Source organism: Paraburkholderia sp. Ac-20342 (genome assembly GCF_017104985.1).
GTDB lineage: Bacteria > Pseudomonadota > Gammaproteobacteria > Burkholderiales > Burkholderiaceae > Paraburkholderia.
Map to the genome: position 1 here is coordinate 83,456 of NZ_JAAGPQ010000022.1, position 15,324 is coordinate 98,779.

14 protein-coding genes and 1 pseudogene are annotated in these 15,324 nt (G+C 64.6%); 8 read left to right on the plus strand and 7 right to left on the minus strand.

Features of this window, described 5'->3' with window-relative positions; genetic code table 11:
- Positions 1–137: 137 nt before the first annotated feature.
- The 6 genes from G3N58_RS12080 to G3N58_RS12105 are packed head-to-tail and all read right to left on the minus strand — an operon-like array spanning position 138 to position 6,449.
- On the minus strand, positions 138–827 hold the full coding sequence (locus G3N58_RS12080; protein WP_167040002.1) for a GntR family transcriptional regulator: 690 nt from the start codon (positions 825–827) through the stop codon (positions 138–140).
- 55 nt (positions 828–882) lie between these two features.
- Positions 883–1,944: an oligopeptide/dipeptide ABC transporter ATP-binding protein gene (locus G3N58_RS12085; protein ID WP_205999255.1), complete on the minus strand. Its 1,062-nt coding sequence runs from the start codon at positions 1,942–1,944 to the stop codon at positions 883–885.
- A complete protein-coding gene (locus tag G3N58_RS12090; protein ID WP_241017082.1) occupies positions 1,941–3,032 on the minus strand; it encodes an ABC transporter ATP-binding protein in 1,092 nt (363 codons plus the stop codon). The genes G3N58_RS12085 and G3N58_RS12090 overlap by 4 nt, the downstream gene beginning before the upstream one ends.
- A complete protein-coding gene (locus tag G3N58_RS12095) occupies positions 3,029–3,922 on the minus strand; it encodes an ABC transporter permease (RefSeq protein WP_205999256.1) in 894 nt (297 codons plus the stop codon). The genes G3N58_RS12090 and G3N58_RS12095 overlap by 4 nt, the downstream gene beginning before the upstream one ends.
- 18 nt (positions 3,923–3,940) lie before the next feature.
- On the minus strand, positions 3,941–4,882 hold the full coding sequence (locus G3N58_RS12100) for an ABC transporter permease (protein WP_167285121.1): 942 nt from the start codon (positions 4,880–4,882) through the stop codon (positions 3,941–3,943).
- 13 nt (positions 4,883–4,895) lie between these two features.
- Positions 4,896–6,449, minus strand: a complete 1,554-nt coding sequence (locus G3N58_RS12105) for an ABC transporter substrate-binding protein (protein WP_205999257.1) — start codon at positions 6,447–6,449, stop codon at positions 4,896–4,898.
- 336 nt (positions 6,450–6,785) lie between these two features.
- On the opposite strand from G3N58_RS12105, the gene G3N58_RS12110 reads away from it, so the two are divergent.
- From G3N58_RS12110 to G3N58_RS12120, 3 genes and pseudogenes are all read left to right on the plus strand, one after another.
- Complete coding sequence (locus tag G3N58_RS12110; protein WP_167039993.1) at positions 6,786–7,424, plus strand: isochorismatase family protein; 639 nt, start codon at positions 6,786–6,788, stop codon at positions 7,422–7,424.
- Between the two features lie 83 nt (positions 7,425–7,507).
- Positions 7,508–8,275: a DinB family protein gene (locus tag G3N58_RS12115; RefSeq protein WP_167039991.1), complete on the plus strand. Its 768-nt coding sequence runs from the start codon at positions 7,508–7,510 to the stop codon at positions 8,273–8,275.
- 19 nt (positions 8,276–8,294) lie between these two features.
- Positions 8,295–8,387: pseudogene (locus G3N58_RS12120) on the plus strand (DDE-type integrase/transposase/recombinase); the annotation flags it as partial.
- On the opposite strand, the gene G3N58_RS12125 reads toward G3N58_RS12120, so the two are convergent.
- The gene (locus tag G3N58_RS12125; RefSeq protein WP_205999266.1) at positions 8,387–9,250 is read right to left on the minus strand and encodes a CoA ester lyase; all 864 of its coding nucleotides are present in this window, start codon (positions 9,248–9,250) and stop codon (positions 8,387–8,389) included. The pseudogene G3N58_RS12120 and the gene G3N58_RS12125 overlap by 1 nt on opposite strands.
- A gap of 219 nt (positions 9,251–9,469) precedes the next feature.
- Here G3N58_RS12125 and G3N58_RS12130 point away from each other — a divergent pair, with 219 nt between their 5' ends.
- The 5 genes from G3N58_RS12130 to G3N58_RS12150 all read left to right on the plus strand — a co-directional run bounded on the left by G3N58_RS12130 (position 9,470) and on the right by G3N58_RS12150 (position 15,013).
- Positions 9,470–10,666 (plus strand): CoA transferase, encoded by a 1,197-nt coding sequence (locus G3N58_RS12130; protein WP_167285127.1) that lies wholly within the window; start codon positions 9,470–9,472, stop codon positions 10,664–10,666.
- On the plus strand, positions 10,666–11,355 hold the full coding sequence (locus tag G3N58_RS12135) for a GntR family transcriptional regulator (protein WP_167039987.1): 690 nt from the start codon (positions 10,666–10,668) through the stop codon (positions 11,353–11,355). The genes G3N58_RS12130 and G3N58_RS12135 overlap by 1 nt, the downstream gene beginning before the upstream one ends.
- A gap of 99 nt (positions 11,356–11,454) precedes the next feature.
- Positions 11,455–12,750, plus strand: coding sequence for an MFS transporter (locus tag G3N58_RS12140; protein WP_167039985.1), 1,296 nt, complete (start codon positions 11,455–11,457; stop codon positions 12,748–12,750).
- A gap of 55 nt (positions 12,751–12,805) precedes the next feature.
- Entirely contained in the window at positions 12,806–13,645 is an 840-nt protein-coding gene (locus G3N58_RS12145; protein ID WP_241017083.1) for an amidohydrolase family protein, read from the plus strand.
- 33 nt (positions 13,646–13,678) lie between these two features.
- Positions 13,679–15,013, plus strand: coding sequence for an amidase (locus G3N58_RS12150; RefSeq protein WP_205999258.1), 1,335 nt, complete (start codon positions 13,679–13,681; stop codon positions 15,011–15,013).
- Positions 15,014–15,324 lie beyond the last annotated feature (311 nt).

Here is a 15,324-nt window from a genome sequence, read left to right on the forward strand (position 1 = left end):
GCAAGCGAGTATGGCAATGGCGTCTGCGGTTTCCGGAACGGCACATAAGCGGGCGCCATGACGAACGGGACCATCGCTCCATCCCGTCCATCCTTATCGCAACGGAGCCCTGCGTTTGCATGCGTCTGATCGTGCCATCAATGATGGTGTTCGATCTTCAACCGCTGGTCGATCTCGAAGCACCCGCGCAAAATGTGCTCGCGCATCAGATGCTCCGCGCGGCTGCTGTCGCGTGAGGCCACCGCTTCGAAGATGCGCACGTGCTCCTCGTGATACCTGCGCATCGAGGCGGTGTCCATCAGCGGTTCCGTGAAAGGCTTGTGCGGCGTGCGATGCACCATCTCGTGACTGCGCCTGAAGAGCCTGTTGGTCCACGCATCGTTAATCTGCGCGTGGAACCAGTCGCTGCGCTCGCGCATCGCTTGCACTTCTTCCTTGTCGAGCGTGCGTTCGCCGACGAGCATCCGGCCCGTCTCTGCGAGATAGGCGCGCATCGCTTCGACGTGTTCGTCGCTGAAGCCACGCTGCGCCGCAAGCGCGCTCGCATAGCCTTCGAGCACCGCGCGCAGTTCGTATGAATCGCGCAGGTCGCGCAGGCTGAACGAACGTACGCTGAAGCCGCGATTGCGCTCATAGACGACCATGCCGCGCGTCTCCAGCGCGACCAGCGCCTCGCGAACCGGCGTGCGCGACACGTTGAATAACTCGCCGAGTTCGGCTTCCCGCAGCTTCGCGCCGGGCCTGAGCGTGCCGCTCAGGATCATCGCCTGCAAGCCGGTGACGACGGTTTCGTCTTGTGAGTTTTCGCTGCTGTCCGCAGTTTCCATGGGCGTGACGTACCGATAGTGCATCGAACGGACGAAGTATATCGAATGCGCGTTTTCAGGCCGCCGCGGCGGCGTTGGAATAGTGACACGCGACGAACGTGCCGTCACCGCGATCGGCGAGCGTCGGATCGTCGTGCACGCAGGCATGGGGCAGTGGGCCGTAGCGCGTGTCGACCGGGCGGATCGGAATCGTCGCCCGATTCGCGCTGCCGGGCCGTGCGACGAGCTCGCGCGCTCGCACGCAGCGGGGATGAAAGCGGCATCCGCCCGGAAGATTGGCCGCCGAGCCGATCTCGCCCAGCACGCGCGCACGCGGCTTCGCGCGTGCCGCGGCCGGGTCGGCGACCGGCACCGCCGCCAGCAGCGACTCGGTGTACGGATGCGCCGGCGACGCATAGAGCGAGTTGCGCGCAGCGAGTTCGACGATGCGTCCGAGATACATCACCGCGACGCGATGGCTCACATGGCGCACGACCGCCAGATCATGCGCGATGAACAGATACGCGAGTTGCCGCTCGCGCTGCAGCTTGCCGAGCAGATTGATGATCTGCGCCTGAATGGAGACATCGAGCGCGGATACGGGCTCGTCGAGCACGAGTACCTTCGGATTGAGCGCGAGCGCCCGCGCGATGCCGATGCGCTGCCGTTGCCCGCCCGAAAACTCATGCGGATAGCGCGTCGCGTGCTCGGGATTGAGGCCCACGGTGCACATCAGCTCGCGTACTTTTGCGGGACCGTCGGCACGCCACGCGCCGTGCTCCTTCATCGGCTCGGCGATGGCCGCGCCCACCGTACGCCGCGGATCGAGCGAGCCGTACGGGTCCTGAAACACCATCTGCACCTGCGCGCGCATCGCGCGGAGTTGGCGTCCGCCGAGCGTGCCGATATCGACGCCGTCGAGAAAAATGCGTCCCGCACTCGGTTCGAGCAGACGCACGGCGAGCCGCCCGAGCGTGCTCTTGCCACTGCCGCTTTCGCCGACGAGACCGAGTGTTTCGCCGGCATCGAGATGCAGCGACACGCCGTCGACCGCCTGCACCACCGGCTTCTTGCTTCGCAGAACCGAATGCTTCGCACCGAAGCTGCGGCTCACGGCATCGATCTGGAACAGCATCATGCGCTCCCCGTCGTGGCAAGCGAGTGCCAGAAAAAGCACGCGCTGACATGCGCGGCGGCGTCCGTTTCGACGAGCGGTGGCCGCATCGAGCCGCAGTTCGCGCGGCCGCGTCCCATCGCGCAGCGCGGCTCGAACGCACAGCCGGCGGGCAGGGCGGCGACATCGGGCGGATTGCCTTCGATCGCATGCAGCGCGCAACCCGGCTCGCCTTCGAGATCGGGAATGCTGCGAAACAGCGCCTGCGTATAAGGGTGCCGCGTCGCGCCGAACACGCGCTCCAGCGAACCGCGCTCGACGACGCGGCCCGCGTACATCACCGCGACATCCTGCGCGTAGCGCGCCACCAGCCCGAGATCGTGCGTGATGAGCACCATCGCCATGTTCGTTTCCTGCTGCAGGTCCGCGAGCAGGTCGAGGATCTGCGCCTGCACGGTGACGTCGAGCGCGGTAGTGGGTTCATCGGCGATCACGACTTTGGGGCGCAGCGCCACGGCCATCGCGATCAGCACGCGCTGGCGCATGCCGCCCGACAACTCGTGCGGATAGGCGTCGAGCCGGGCGCGCGCCTCGGGTATGCGCACGCGTTCCAGCAGCCCCGCCGCCCGCGCCCGCGCCGCCGATCGGCTCACGCGCTCGTGCGCGCGCAGGAGCGTCGTCATCTGCTCGCCGATGGTGAAGACCGGATTGAGCGCGGTCATCGGATCCTGAAAGATCATCGAGATCGATGCGCCGCGCACGCGCCGCAACGCCTCGCCGGAGAGCCGGGCGATATCGACGCCATCGAGCAGCACGCGTCCGTGCGTCACGCGCCCCGGCGGCGCGACGAGCCCGAGCGCCGAAAGAAACGTCATCGACTTGCCCGAGCCGGACTCGCCGACCACGGCGAGCGTGCGCCCCGGCCGCACGCTCAGCGACACATCGTCCACCACGACTGCGCCCGGAAATACGGTGCGTATTCCGTCGATTTCTAAAACGGCTTCCGGATCGATGCGCGTCTCGCCTGTCCGGATGCTGTCCGATGCATCGGCGGCGTCGGCAGGCGCGTGGCGTCGCGGGATCCGGAAGACGGCTGGCAGGCTGCTGTTCATAACGTCCTCGCGTCGGCGCGGCGGCGCATCTGCGGATCGAGCGTGTCGCGTAGTCCGTCGCCGAGCAGGTTGAAGGCGATGACGAGCAGCGCGATGCACGCGCCCGCCGAGAGCGAGATCATCGGATGCGAGGCGAGAAAGCCCTGACCGTCGGCGATCACGTTGCCCCACGTCGGCGCGGGCGGCTGAACGCCAAGACCGAGATAGCTCAAACCGGCCTCGCCGAGCACCGCGTTCGCGGCACCGACCGTCGCGACCACGATCACGGGCGGCAGGCTGTTCGGAACCACGTGCACAAGCAGGATCTTCCAGCGCGCCATGCCGATCGACGTCGACGCCTCGATAAACATGCGCGGCCTGATCGTCAGCACGACCGCGCGCATGACGGCGGCGACGCGCGGTGCGAACGCGATGGCGATCGCCCAGATCACCGAACTCAGCGACGAGCCGCGCGCGGCCACCAGTGCGAGCGCCAGCAGAAAGCCCGGAAACGCGAGCAGGATATCGATGATCGCGACCAGCACGCGCGCCAGCCAGCCGTCGAAGAACGCGGCCGCCGAGCCGAGCGCGACGCCCAGCACGATGGAAATGACCATGACCGAGAACGCGACTTGCAGCGAAATGCCCGTGCCCCAGACGAGGCGGGAGAGCACGTCGCGGCCATATTGGTCCGTGCCGAACCAGTGCGCGGCGGAGGGCGCCGCGAGCGTGTTGGTCATGTCGGCGGCGACGGGCGAGTAGGGCGCGATCCACCGCGCGCCGAGCGCGATGATGACCATTGCGGCGAGAATCACGAGCCCCGTCATGAAGCCCGGATGACGCGCATAGCGGCGCCACGAAGCGTTGCCGTTACGGTGCGCGGGGTTGAGGGAAGCGGCGGGCGAGCTCATCGGCGGGTCCTCGTTCGATCAGCGCGTGCGCAGACGCGGATCGACAGCCGCGTAGAGCAGATCGAGCGCGGTGTTGACGAGCACGACGATCACCGCGAGCGCCAGTACGCCCGCCTGCACGAGCGGGTAATCGCGCGAGCTGACCGCCTTGAGAATGGTCGTGCCAATGCCCGGCCGGCTGAACACGACTTCGATCAAAATCGCGCTGCCGAGCGAATACGAGAAGGTCACGCCGATGATCGACAGCACGGGCACCAGCGCGTTTCTGAACGCGAGCCGCCAGACGATGGTGCTTTCGCGCACGCCCATCGCGCGGGCCACGCGGATGTAGTCGTGGCCGATGACTTCGAGCATTGCGGAGCGCGTGAGCCGCGCGATATACGCCGCCACCGACACGCCCAGCACGGCGGCGGGCAACACCAGATGCCGGAGCGCTTCGATAAAGCCGCCGCCGGAGCTCGAGCCGAGCGCGGGCAGCCATTTCAGATGCTGCGCGAACACGAGGATGCCCGCGAGCCCGAGCCAGAACACCGGGAATGAAATGCCCGCGAGCGCGACGAGCATCACGGCGATATCGATGAAACTGCCGTGCCGCACCGCCGTGACGATGCCGAGCGGCACGCCGACGAGCACGGCGATCGTCATGCCGGCGACCGCGAGAATCGCCGAATCGGGCAGGCTCTGCACGATCTCCAGCAGCGCCGGTCGGCCGGTGACGACCGAAGTGCCGAGATCGCCGTGCAGCACGTGCCCGATGAACAGCCCGTACTGCACGAGCAGCGAGTGATTCAGCCCGAGCTGCTCGCGCAGTGCGGCGAGCGCATCGTTGGTGGCGTAATCGCCGAGCATGTATTGCGCGGGGTCCCCCGGAATCATGCGGACCAGGAAGAACGTCACGGTGAGAATGCCGGCAAGCGTGACGACGAGGTGCAGCGTCTGTCTGGCCAGATAGCGTCCCATTGCGGGTGTCCTCTCAGGCGAGCGAGACCGGATATGAGTTCATCGTGAATAGCGAGTTCTGCACGAAGCCCTGAACCCTGTTCGAATGCGCGATGAACAGCCGGTCCGCATACAGGGGGATCAACGGAAGGTCCGTCATGCTCTTCTGCAGGATCTTCTGATACGCGACCTTGCGTGCCGCTTCGTCCTGTGCGGCTGCGGCGTTCGCAATCAGGTCGTCGACGCCGGCGTAATGCGAGGTATTGAGGCCTGGCGGAAACGATGACTTCGCGAGCATCGAGATGATCGGGTTGTCGGGATCGGGCGCGCCGACCACGCCGGTGATCGCGGTCGGGATTTTGCCGCCCGAGCGCGCCTGCAGGTACGCGCCGCGTTCGAGTACCTGGATGCGCGTCTTGATGCCGATGGCCGACAGGTCGCTCGCAATCGGCACGACGATCTTGTCGTAAGGACTGAAGCCCACGCCGATGACATCCATCGAAAAATCCGTCTGCCCGGCTGCGGCGAGCAGCGCGCGCGCCTTGGCCGGATCGTAGGCGTATTTCGGTACGTCCTCGGTGTATTCGAGAAAGGCTGGCGTGAGTACGCTGTACGCCGGGCCTTTCGTGCCTTTGAAGAGACCGGCGATGATCGCGTCGCGGTTGATGCCGTACATGATTGCCTGACGCACGCGCAGGTCGTCGAGCGGTTGGTGCGTCATGTTGAGCACGAAGTTGATGGTGTGATCGGCGGGGCGGTCGTGCACCTTCACGTTCGGGTCGTCCTTCAGGCGCGCGATCACGCCCGGCTCTTGCAGCGCGAAGAAGATATCGATCTCGCCGTTGGTGAGCGCCGTGGCCGCCGCGTTCTCGTCGCGGATCACGCGGAACAGCACGCCATCGACTTTCGGCGGGCCGCCGAAATAGCTCCTGTTGGCGGAAACGCGCACTTCCTGCCCCGGCGTCCAGCTTTCGAAGACGAACGGCCCCGTGCCGACGGGATTCAATGCGTGCTTGCGATCTCCCATCTCGGTGACGGCCTTGCGGCTCACGATCCAGCCTTGATTCAGGTTGGTGACCTTATGCATGAAGCCCGAGTTCGGCGCCTTGAGCGTGATGACGACCGTGTTTGCGTCGGGCGTATCGATCTTCGCGATGGCGGCGAGTTGCCCGACATAGTTGCTGCCGGTTTTCGGATCGAGCACGCGCTCGAAGGAGAACCGCACGTCGTCGGCGGAGAGCGCGCCGAAGTTCTTGTGCCACTGCACGTTCTTGCGCAGGTGGAACGTGTAGACCGTGCCGTTCTGCGAGACGTCCCAGCTCGAGGCAAGATCCGGGACGATCTTGTTGGTCGCCTCGTCATAGCGCGCGAGTCCGCTGTAGATATGCGTCGCGACGGTCTGGTTTTCGACCTGAAAGATATGCGCCGGATCGAGATTGGCGATGTCCGAGCCGAGGCGCACGCGCAGGAGTTTCGGCTGCCCCTGCGCCCGGGCGAGCGGCGCCACCAGATTCAGCGCGGCGGCCCCCGCGACGCCCAGGGTGAATTGACGACGGGAAAGGCTGTGGCACGAGGCTTTTGTGGTCATGGCAAACACCGGTCGGAGAGCGATCGAATCGGTCGGGAGAGCACCAGATCAGAATCGCATACAAAAATTCGCGGGGCAAGGTCTCCAAAACACCAATCTCGGGTGTCGGCATGAAGTTATTTTTGTAATTTGTACGGATATTCAATCCAATCTGATTGGATAACTAATTTTTGTTCTGGTTTTATGGCTTTTATTGAAGTGGCTAACCAAATCATACAAATTCAGCGTGAGTTTTAATGTTGACATTCTGATTTTTTGCATGCAATTTTCGGTGAGAGGCCGGCGTGGTGTTCCCGATTCCCGCCGCAACTCTCACTCTCTCTCGCCGAGGTCGACATGTCGGATACGGATATCTTCGTCAAACAGAAGTTCGGGCAATCGCTCGGTTTCGGCCGCAAGACGGCCGTTCTGGTGATCGATTTCCAGGAAGGCTTCACGCGCGAGGACGGCTTCGGCGGCTACAACATCAACGACGCCATCGCGCAGACGGCGAAGCTGCTCGCCTTCGCGCGCCGGCAGGCCATGCCGGTCTCGCATGTGTACTTCGCCGCGCAGAAAGGCGGCTTCGATATCGGCACGTTCGGCGAGAAGGTACCGCGTCTGCGCGAGCTCACCGAGGACGCGCCGGACACGCGGATCGTGTCGTCGTGCAGCCCGCTCGACGGCGAATACGTATCGAGAAAGCGCCATTCGTCGGCGTTCTTCGGAACCAACTACGCGTCGTGGCTGATGGCTGCGGGCATCGACACGCTGCTGGTCACCGGCTGCACGACGAGCGGCTGCGTGCGCGCGAGCGTCGTCGATGCATCCGCGCACGGGCTGCGTCCGATCGTCGTGACCGACTGCGTGGGCGACCGCGCGCAGGCGCCGCACGAGCAGAGCCTCTTCGACATGGGCCAGAAGTATGCCGACCTCATGACTAGCGCCGACGCGATGGCCGTGCTCGCGAAGGGCAAGCAGGCGGCGCTCGCCTGAACTTTCGCTTCAACCGGTCGGGCCGCCAGCGTGCGGGACAGGAGCACGCAGGCCCGAAGCAAGCTTTTGCAATGGAGGGATCCATGTCTGATACCGCGACTGGTGTGCGCATCAAGGTCTTCTGGCAGCCCGGCTGCTCGTCGTGCCTGCGCACCAAGGAATTTTTGACGCAGCAGGGCATCGAGTACGAATCGCGCGACGTGCACAACGATCCGCGCGCGCAGGCCGAGCTGTTCGAACTGGGCGTGCGCAGCGTGCCGGTAGTGTCGATCGGCAAGCATTACACGCTCGCGCAATCGCTCAAGGATGTCGTGAAGTTTCTCGACCTGCGCACGACGCTCGCCGATCCGTTGCCCGCCGCCGTGCTGGTGCAGCGGCTCGACCACGTGATGAGCGCCGTTTCGCGCTACGTGCATCAGTTCACGCCCGAACAGCTGAACGAGCCGTTCCGCAACCGGCGGCGCACGCCGGCGCAGCTTTGCTATCACGTGTATCGCATCGCCGGGATGGGGATGGAAGCATCGCAGGGCATCGCGCTGCGCTTCGAGAGCTTCGACGAGGTGCCGCCCGAAACATGGACGGCGGACGATATCGCGCGCTGGGGCGACGACGTGCATCGCCGCTTCGATGCGTGGTGGGCTGCGGAGCAAGACCCGGACGTGAACTATACGGTTTCGACGTATTACGGCACGCGGCCGTTTCACGAAGTACTGGAGCGCACCGCATGGCACGCGACGCAACACACGCGCCAGATCATGCTGATGCTGGAGAGCCACGGCATTGCGCCTGACGGCCCGCTCACCGACACCGATCTCGCAGGCCTGCCACTGCCCGACGAAGTATGGGGATGACGTCGCAATCTTTCGAGGAGACCTATATAAAAAGGTGAGGGGGCAGTGGAAATATCTGTACCGTGCAGTTGACAACGCCGGCAACGCGATCGATTGCCCGCTGCGGGCTCATCACGCCATGCCGAGCGCGCGGCCCAACTCCGCGAGTTTTTCCGCTCGTGTGATGAATGGTCCGTCGACGAGCTTGCCGTCCACTTTGAACGCGCCGACGCCTTCGCCGAGGGCCTCTTTTGCCGCGGCGACGACGCGCAGCGCATGATCCACTTCTTCCTGGCTGGGGCGGAACGCGTCATTGGCGAGTGCGACCTGGGTTGGATGGATGCAGCTCTTGCCGGCGAAGCCCAGCGCGAACGCGGATTTCGCGTCCGCCGTGAATCCTTCTGGGTCCGCGATATCGACGAAAGCGCCGTCGTAGGCTTCGATGCCGGCTTCGCCCGCCGCGAGCCGTACCTGCAAGCGGACCGTTTGCAACGCGGCGGTGTCGCGCTGCGAGATGCCAAGCGGCCCGAACAGGTCGCCGAAGCCGACCTGCAAGCCTCTTACACGCGGATGCGCGAGCGCGATCTGCGCTGCGTGACGCAATCCTCGCGGTGATTCGATGTTGGCGAGAATGCCGATCGGCGCCGCGATGCCGCGCTCGCGTTCGAGCGCATCGAGCCTCGCCGCCAGTTGGCGCACGGCGTCCGGATCTTCGACCTTCGGCAGATTCAGCATATGAAGGCCGTCTTGCGTGCACGCGGTTACGTCGTCGGCAAAGTGGGGCGTGTCGATTGCGTTGATGCGCACGATCAACGTCTTGCCGGCCGCGCTGGCCTCGGGCGTCGACAGATACTGGCGCAACGTGCCGCGCGCGCTGGCCTTGCGGCTTTCCTCGACGGCGTCCTCAAGATCGAATGAAATCGCGTCGGCAGGGCCTTGCATGGCCTTTACGAACAGTTCGGGACGTGACGCGGGGACGAACAGCTTGCTGCGCATCAGTAGATGGCCGGCATTCGATGACATGGTTGGCTTCGCTCAAAAATTGTAGACAATTTATTTTCTGTACTCTACATTGGTACCGTGTTCCGCACAACCACGAGTGCTGTTTTCGTGCCCGGCGACCGGCGCATCGTTTTTGCGGCTGACCCACGGCTGCTTCGGGCTGCTTGGTATTCACCGCGCAGTTGCCCGCAGTTGCCTCTTACACAGTTCAACATGACGTCTTCATCGCACGAATCCGCCGCCACGCCGGCCACCGCCGATCACTCCGCCGGACCGCTCGCCGGCATCAAGGTGCTGGATTTGAGCGCCTATATCGCGGGTCCATACGGGTGCACGCTGCTTGCAGATCAGGGCGCCGAGATCATCAAGGTCGAGCCGCCGCAAGGCGACAATTTGCGCAATTACCCCTCCACGCTGCCGCGGGAAAGCCGCGCCTTTCTCGGCGTGAATCGCGGCAAGCTCGGCATCGTGCTCGACCTGAAAACGGCAGCGGGGCACGACGCGCTGATGAAGCTCGTCGATCAGGCGGACGTGCTGGTGCATAACTTTCGCCCGGCCGTGCCGGCCAAGCTCGGCATCGCCTATGACTCGCTGCGCGAGCGCAACCCGCGTCTGATCTACTGTGCGCTCACCGGTTACGGCGATACCGGGCCGATGCGCGACAAGGCCGGCTACGACCAGGTGCTGCAATCGATGTCCGGCATCTGTTCGCTGCAAGGGGCGCCGGGCGACGCGGAGATCGTATACGGATCGGTGGTCGACTATTACGCGGCAGCGATGCTTGCCGCGAGCGTCGCTTCGGCGCTGTATGCGCGCGAACGCACCGGGCACGGACAGTATGTCGGCGTGTCGCTCCTCGCAAGCGCGCTCGCGATGCAATCCGCGCGCTTCGTATGGGCGGACAGCGAGCCGCGCGAATGCTTTCGCGACATGCGCTCGGGCGGTATCACCGGTTTGCATCCAACGGGTGAGGGCAGCATCTATCTTTCGGCCAACACGCCGCATTTCTGGGCTGCGCTGTGCGAACTGATCGGGCGTCCGCAGCTCGCCGCCGATCCGCGTTTCGACACCGTCAGAAAGCGCGCCGAGCACGCGGACGAAATCGTGCCGGTCGTGCGCGACGCGTTACGCGCGCATTCGGCGCAGGAATGGGAGCTGATTTTCGGCGAACGGGTGCCTTGCTCGGCCGCGCGCGATATCGAGGACATGTTCGATCATCCGCAGGTACTCGCTCAAGGGCTCGTGGAAACCTACCAGCATGACAACGCCGGCCCGTATCGCGGACTCGCGCGTCCGTTTCGCTTCGGCACCGTGCCGCTTGCCGCGCAACGCGCCGCGCCGAGGCTCGGCGAGCATACCGAAGAGGTGCTCGCATCGGCCGGCATCGTTGTCAACAAGGATGCCGGGTGATGGAGCAGGTATCGATTCCGGGCACCATCCCGTATTTTCTGAAGGAACAGATTCGCCGCTCGATCATCGACGGCACGTTCCGGCCCGGCCAGCCGCTGCGCGAGCAGGATCTGGAGCGGCGCTATGGCAGCAGCCGTGGGCCGATCCGCGAGGCCTTGCGTCTGCTGGAGCAAAGCGGTCTGGTTAGCCATATTCAGCGGCGCGGCTTTCGCGTGACGTTGTACAGCGAGCGTGAAATACGCGATATGTACCTGCTGCGCGCCGAGCTGCAAAGCTACACGATGCTAAGTCTCGGCGAAATCGACGATCTGAAGCCGCTGCTGAAGGAAATGAACGAGTGTCATCAGCGCATGGCGTCGGCGTTCGAAACCCGCAATGTCGGACAGTACGTGCAGGAGATCCGCAATTTCTATGACGCCAGTTCGCGGTTTCTCGGCAACAAGCCATTGCAGGACGCGCTAAACCGGCTCTACGAAACCGCTGAGCCGCTGCGCTATAACCTGCTGTCGCGCAGGCTCGACAAGAGCCGCTCGCTGCAATACACGAAGAAGATCATGCAGGCGTTGAAGGCGCGTGATTTTTCGCAGGCGGCGGCGCTTAAGCGCGAGCATGTATTAATGAATCTGCCGAGTATCGTCGAGACCTATATGGCGGCGACCTATGAGGATACCGAAGCGAGAGCAGGCTGATTCAGGGCAAGGACGGCGACAACACATACAACGCGCCGCATGAGCAGGATGGGTACGACGAAGACCCCGATTGTCAAGAGCACCCCAGGAGACACCAGCATGCAGCAGCAAGCACAGGAGGACCAGACTCCGCACCCATCCGCAACGGATGCCAGACCGGCCAGTCAGGTCGCATGGTATCGGCAGGTCACAAGCGGCGCGTGGCGCGTGCTTGCGCTCGCGGGGCTCGGCTGGCTGTTCGAGGTCTACGAGATCTTCGTGTTCTCGCTGACCGTGCCCGCCTTCATTGCGTACTTCGCATTGACGCGTGCGCAGGCGGGGGCGATTGGCAGTATCGCCGCGGCGGGATTGATCGTCGGCGGTATCGCGTTCGGCTGGGTGGCGGATCGCATCGGCCGCGTGCGTACGCTGATGCTGACCATTCTCGTCTATTCGATCTTCACTGGGCTCACCGCGTTTGTGCAAGGCCCGGTTTCACTGGCGGTGCTGCGCACGCTTGCGGGCCTCGGTATGGGCGGCGCGTGGACCGCGGGTGCCGCGCTGGTCGCGGAGACATGGAAGCCCGAGCATCGCGGCAAGGGCGGTGCGATGATGCAGTTCGGCCTGCCGCTCGGCTCGCTGCTCGCGATCGGTGTGGTGGCGCTGATTTCAAACCTCTCGGGCGGCCTCGATCACGGCGGCTGGCGCTGGGTGTACGGCCTCGGTGTATTGCCGATCGTGCTGCTGTATCCGATCGCGCGCCGCACACCCGAATCGCCGGTATGGCAATCGCGCGCGCAATCCGGCGGCGAGCGCGGACAGATCGGCGATCTGTTGCGCCCTGGCAACTTCGGCGGACTCGCGAAGGCGTTCGGTTTCATCTTCTTCGTGCAGTACGTGTACTGGGCAGTTTTCACGTGGACGCCGACGTTCCTGCTGACCGTCAAGCACTTCAACTTCGTGCACAGCTTAAGCTTCACGTTCGCGCAGCAGCTCGGGTCGATCTTCGGCTTCGCGGTGTTCGCGCTGCTTGTGGATCGCATCGGCCGCAAGCCAACCTTCTCGATCTATCTGCTGATCGGCGCGATCGCGGTGTTCGCGTTCGTGACCGGCAGCGGCGAAACGACGGTGATGGTCGCGAGCTTCTTCACGGGCATGGGCATTACCGGCCTGTTCGCGGGCATGGGGCCGTTCGCCGCCGAACTGGTGCCAAAGACCAGCGCGCGCGGTTTCGCGATGGGCATTGCCTACAACGGCGGCCGCATCGGCGGCATGATCGCGCCGTATCTGATCGGCGCGTTGGCCACCTCGGCGAGCGGTTTCCGCATGGGCATGCTGACCACGCTGGTCGCGTTCCTGCTCGCGTGGGGGATGGTGCTGATCTCGCCGGAAACGCGCGGGCGGCAACTGAGCTGATGAGGCTGACCGGACGCCCGTCAGAGCGGGCGCATCAACCGGAGAAAACGTGACGATGAATCTTCAGGTATCCGAAACCATGAGTGGGTCTATCGAAGGCGCGTGCGATTGCCACCTGCACATCTACGATCCGCGCTTTCCCGAGCAGCCCGGCAACGGAGCACCGATGACCGGCATGACTGTCGACGACTATCGCCGCGTGCAGCGCAAGATCGGCACGACGCGTGCGGTGATCGTACAGGCCAAGCGCTACGGCACGGATAACGCCTGCCTCGTCGATGCCATCGCGCAGTTCGGCGGCGCGGCGCGCGGCATCGCGGTGGTCGCGCCGGACACGCCGCTTGCCGCCTTGCGTGAACTCGACGCCTGTGGCGTGCGCGGGCTGCGCTTTAGCGTCTGGAACGCACGCGATACGGTGATGACGGTCGATATGCTCGAGCCGCTCGCGGCGCGCATCGCCGGGTTGGGCTGGCATGTGCAATTGCATATGTCCGGCGATCAGATCGTCGAGCATCGAGACGTGCTGAACCGCCTGCCATGCATGATCGTGTTCGATCATCTCGCGCGACTCGCGCCGCAGCAGGGCGCCGCGCATCTGGCATTTCGCGTCGTCGCTGATCTGCTCGCGCGCGAGCGCTGCTGGCTCAAGCTGTCCGGCGCCTATCTGAACACGCTGACCGGCGCGCCGTACGAGGACGCGACGCGGGTCGCCGAGGCCTTCGTACGCGAGGCGCCCGAGCGGCTCGTTTGGGGCAGCGATTGGCCGCATGTCACCGAGCACGGCAACGCGGATACGGTCGCGTTGCGGTCGTTGCTCGACCGTTGGGTACCCGACCGGGCGATGCGCACGCGCATTCTCGTCGACCATCCCGCGGCGCTCTACGGCTTTGCGTGAGCCCAACCGGTTGAATAGGGACAAGGAGTATTCATGGAACCGTACCAGCTTTCCGCAGCTGAAGCCGCCCGACAGATTCGTGAAGGATACCTGACCAGTGAGGCGCTGATGCGCTCGTGCCTTGAACGGGTCGACGCACGTGATCCGGTGGTCAAGGCGTGGCTCGCGATCGACCGCGAACGGGCGGTGCAGGCCGCGCGCGAGCAGGACAAACGTCGTCGCGACGGCGCGCGCGGGCTGTTGTCGGGCCTGCCGTTCGGCGTGAAGGACATGATCGATACCGCCGATCTGCCGACCACGCACAATTCGCCCGCTTTCCAGCGCAACCAGCCCGTGCATGACGCTGCCTGTGTCGCGCGTGCGCGCCATGCTGGCGCGGTGCTGCTTGGCAAGACCGATACGGTCGAATTTGCCGCGTTCGGGCGCGTCGCGGCAACCACGCATCCGCTCAATGCCGCGCATACGCCAGGCGGATCGTCGGCGGGTTCCGCCGCTGCGGTGGCCGATCTGCAGGTGCCGTTTGCGTTCGGTACGCAGACAGGCGGCTCGCTGATCCGGCCGGCGTCGTTCAACGGCGTGTATGCGTTGAAGCCGACGTGGAGCCGCGTCAGCGCCGAGGGCGTAAAGCTGCTTGCGGTCAGTCTGGATACGGTCGGCTGGTATGGCCGGAGTGTTGCCGATCTCGCGCTCGTCGCGCAGGTGTTCCGTCTGCTGCCGCCCGGTGCCGACGCCGCTCCCGAGGATGACGCGCCGTTGCGCGGACTGCGCGTCGGCATCTGCCGCTCGCCGCAATGGCCGTCGATCGAACCCGCCGGCGAGCGTGCGCTCGAAGCTGCCGCTCAACGCCTGCGTGATGCCGGTGTGACGATCGCCGATGTGACGCTGCCCGCAGCGTTCGACGACATGTCGGCCGCGCATCTGACCGTGATCGAAACCGAGGGCGCCGCCGCGTTTCTCGACCTGCTCGAAAGCCGCCGCGACAGCATGTATCCTGCGATGCTCGAACGATTGTCACCGGACCGGCTCGATAAGCCTGAGGTTCTGCGGCATGCGTATCGCGTCGCCGAACACTGCCGCGCGGAGCTGGACCGCGTGTTCGGCGATTACGACGTGCTGGTCACGCCGGCTGCGCGAGGTGAGGCGCCGCACGGCCACACAAGCACTGGCGAAGCGGTGTTCAACGCGATGTGGTCGCTGCTGCATGTGCCTTGCCTGGCCGTGCCGTGCACGACGGGACCAAACGGTTTGCCGGTCGGTATACAGTTGATCGGTGCCGGGCATGAGGATGCGAAGCTCTTGCGCGTCGCCGCGCGGCTTGCGCCGATCATCGATGTCGAGGGAACAAGTAGGGGGAAGGGGCTTTCATAGACGCAGAATGAGCCGGAAGAATAGCGGGCAAAAACGGTTTTGTCGCGATAAGGTTGGATTGCTGGAGTGCGCGTCTTGTGAAACGGCACTGATACAGCGATGAAGTATGCACCGACGCTGCGAACGGCTCCTGGTCCGGGTCACGCTGGTCTCCCGGCTTTCCAAGCCAGCCATTTATCTGCTGTCCAGCTGCAGCAGCAACCCGTCATAGCGCGCCACGACTTCGGCGTTCGTCGACAGATAGCGCGCGATGATGCGGCGCTGACGGTCCCGATACCCTTCCCAGTCGGCATCGTGATGGCGGATCGCCT

Excerpts from the sequence above, each read along its gene's own strand:
- G3N58_RS12130 (WP_167285127.1), top strand. The coding sequence starts at position 9,470 with ATGACGTCTTCATCGCACGAATCCGCCGCCACGCCGGCCACCGCCGAT.
- G3N58_RS12090 (WP_241017082.1), bottom strand. The coding sequence starts at position 3,032 with ATGAACAGCAGCCTGCCAGCCGTCTTCCGGATCCCGCGACGCCACGCG.
- G3N58_RS12080 (WP_167040002.1), bottom strand. The coding sequence starts at position 827 with ATGGAAACTGCGGACAGCAGCGAAAACTCACAAGACGAAACCGTCGTC.
- G3N58_RS12085 (WP_205999255.1), bottom strand. The coding sequence starts at position 1,944 with ATGATGCTGTTCCAGATCGATGCCGTGAGCCGCAGCTTCGGTGCGAAG.
- G3N58_RS12095 (WP_205999256.1), bottom strand. The coding sequence starts at position 3,922 with ATGAGCTCGCCCGCCGCTTCCCTCAACCCCGCGCACCGTAACGGCAAC.
- G3N58_RS12140 (WP_167039985.1), top strand. The coding sequence starts at position 11,455 with ATGCAGCAGCAAGCACAGGAGGACCAGACTCCGCACCCATCCGCAACG.
- G3N58_RS12115 (WP_167039991.1), top strand. The coding sequence starts at position 7,508 with ATGTCTGATACCGCGACTGGTGTGCGCATCAAGGTCTTCTGGCAGCCC.
- G3N58_RS12125 (WP_205999266.1), bottom strand. The coding sequence starts at position 9,250 with ATGCGCAGCAAGCTGTTCGTCCCCGCGTCACGTCCCGAACTGTTCGTA.
- G3N58_RS12135 (WP_167039987.1), top strand. The coding sequence starts at position 10,666 with ATGGAGCAGGTATCGATTCCGGGCACCATCCCGTATTTTCTGAAGGAA.
- G3N58_RS12105 (WP_205999257.1), bottom strand. The coding sequence starts at position 6,449 with ATGACCACAAAAGCCTCGTGCCACAGCCTTTCCCGTCGTCAATTCACC.
- G3N58_RS12110 (WP_167039993.1), top strand. The coding sequence starts at position 6,786 with ATGTCGGATACGGATATCTTCGTCAAACAGAAGTTCGGGCAATCGCTC.
- G3N58_RS12150 (WP_205999258.1), top strand. The coding sequence starts at position 13,679 with ATGGAACCGTACCAGCTTTCCGCAGCTGAAGCCGCCCGACAGATTCGT.
- G3N58_RS12100 (WP_167285121.1), bottom strand. The coding sequence starts at position 4,882 with ATGGGACGCTATCTGGCCAGACAGACGCTGCACCTCGTCGTCACGCTT.
- G3N58_RS12145 (WP_241017083.1), top strand. The coding sequence starts at position 12,806 with ATGAATCTTCAGGTATCCGAAACCATGAGTGGGTCTATCGAAGGCGCG.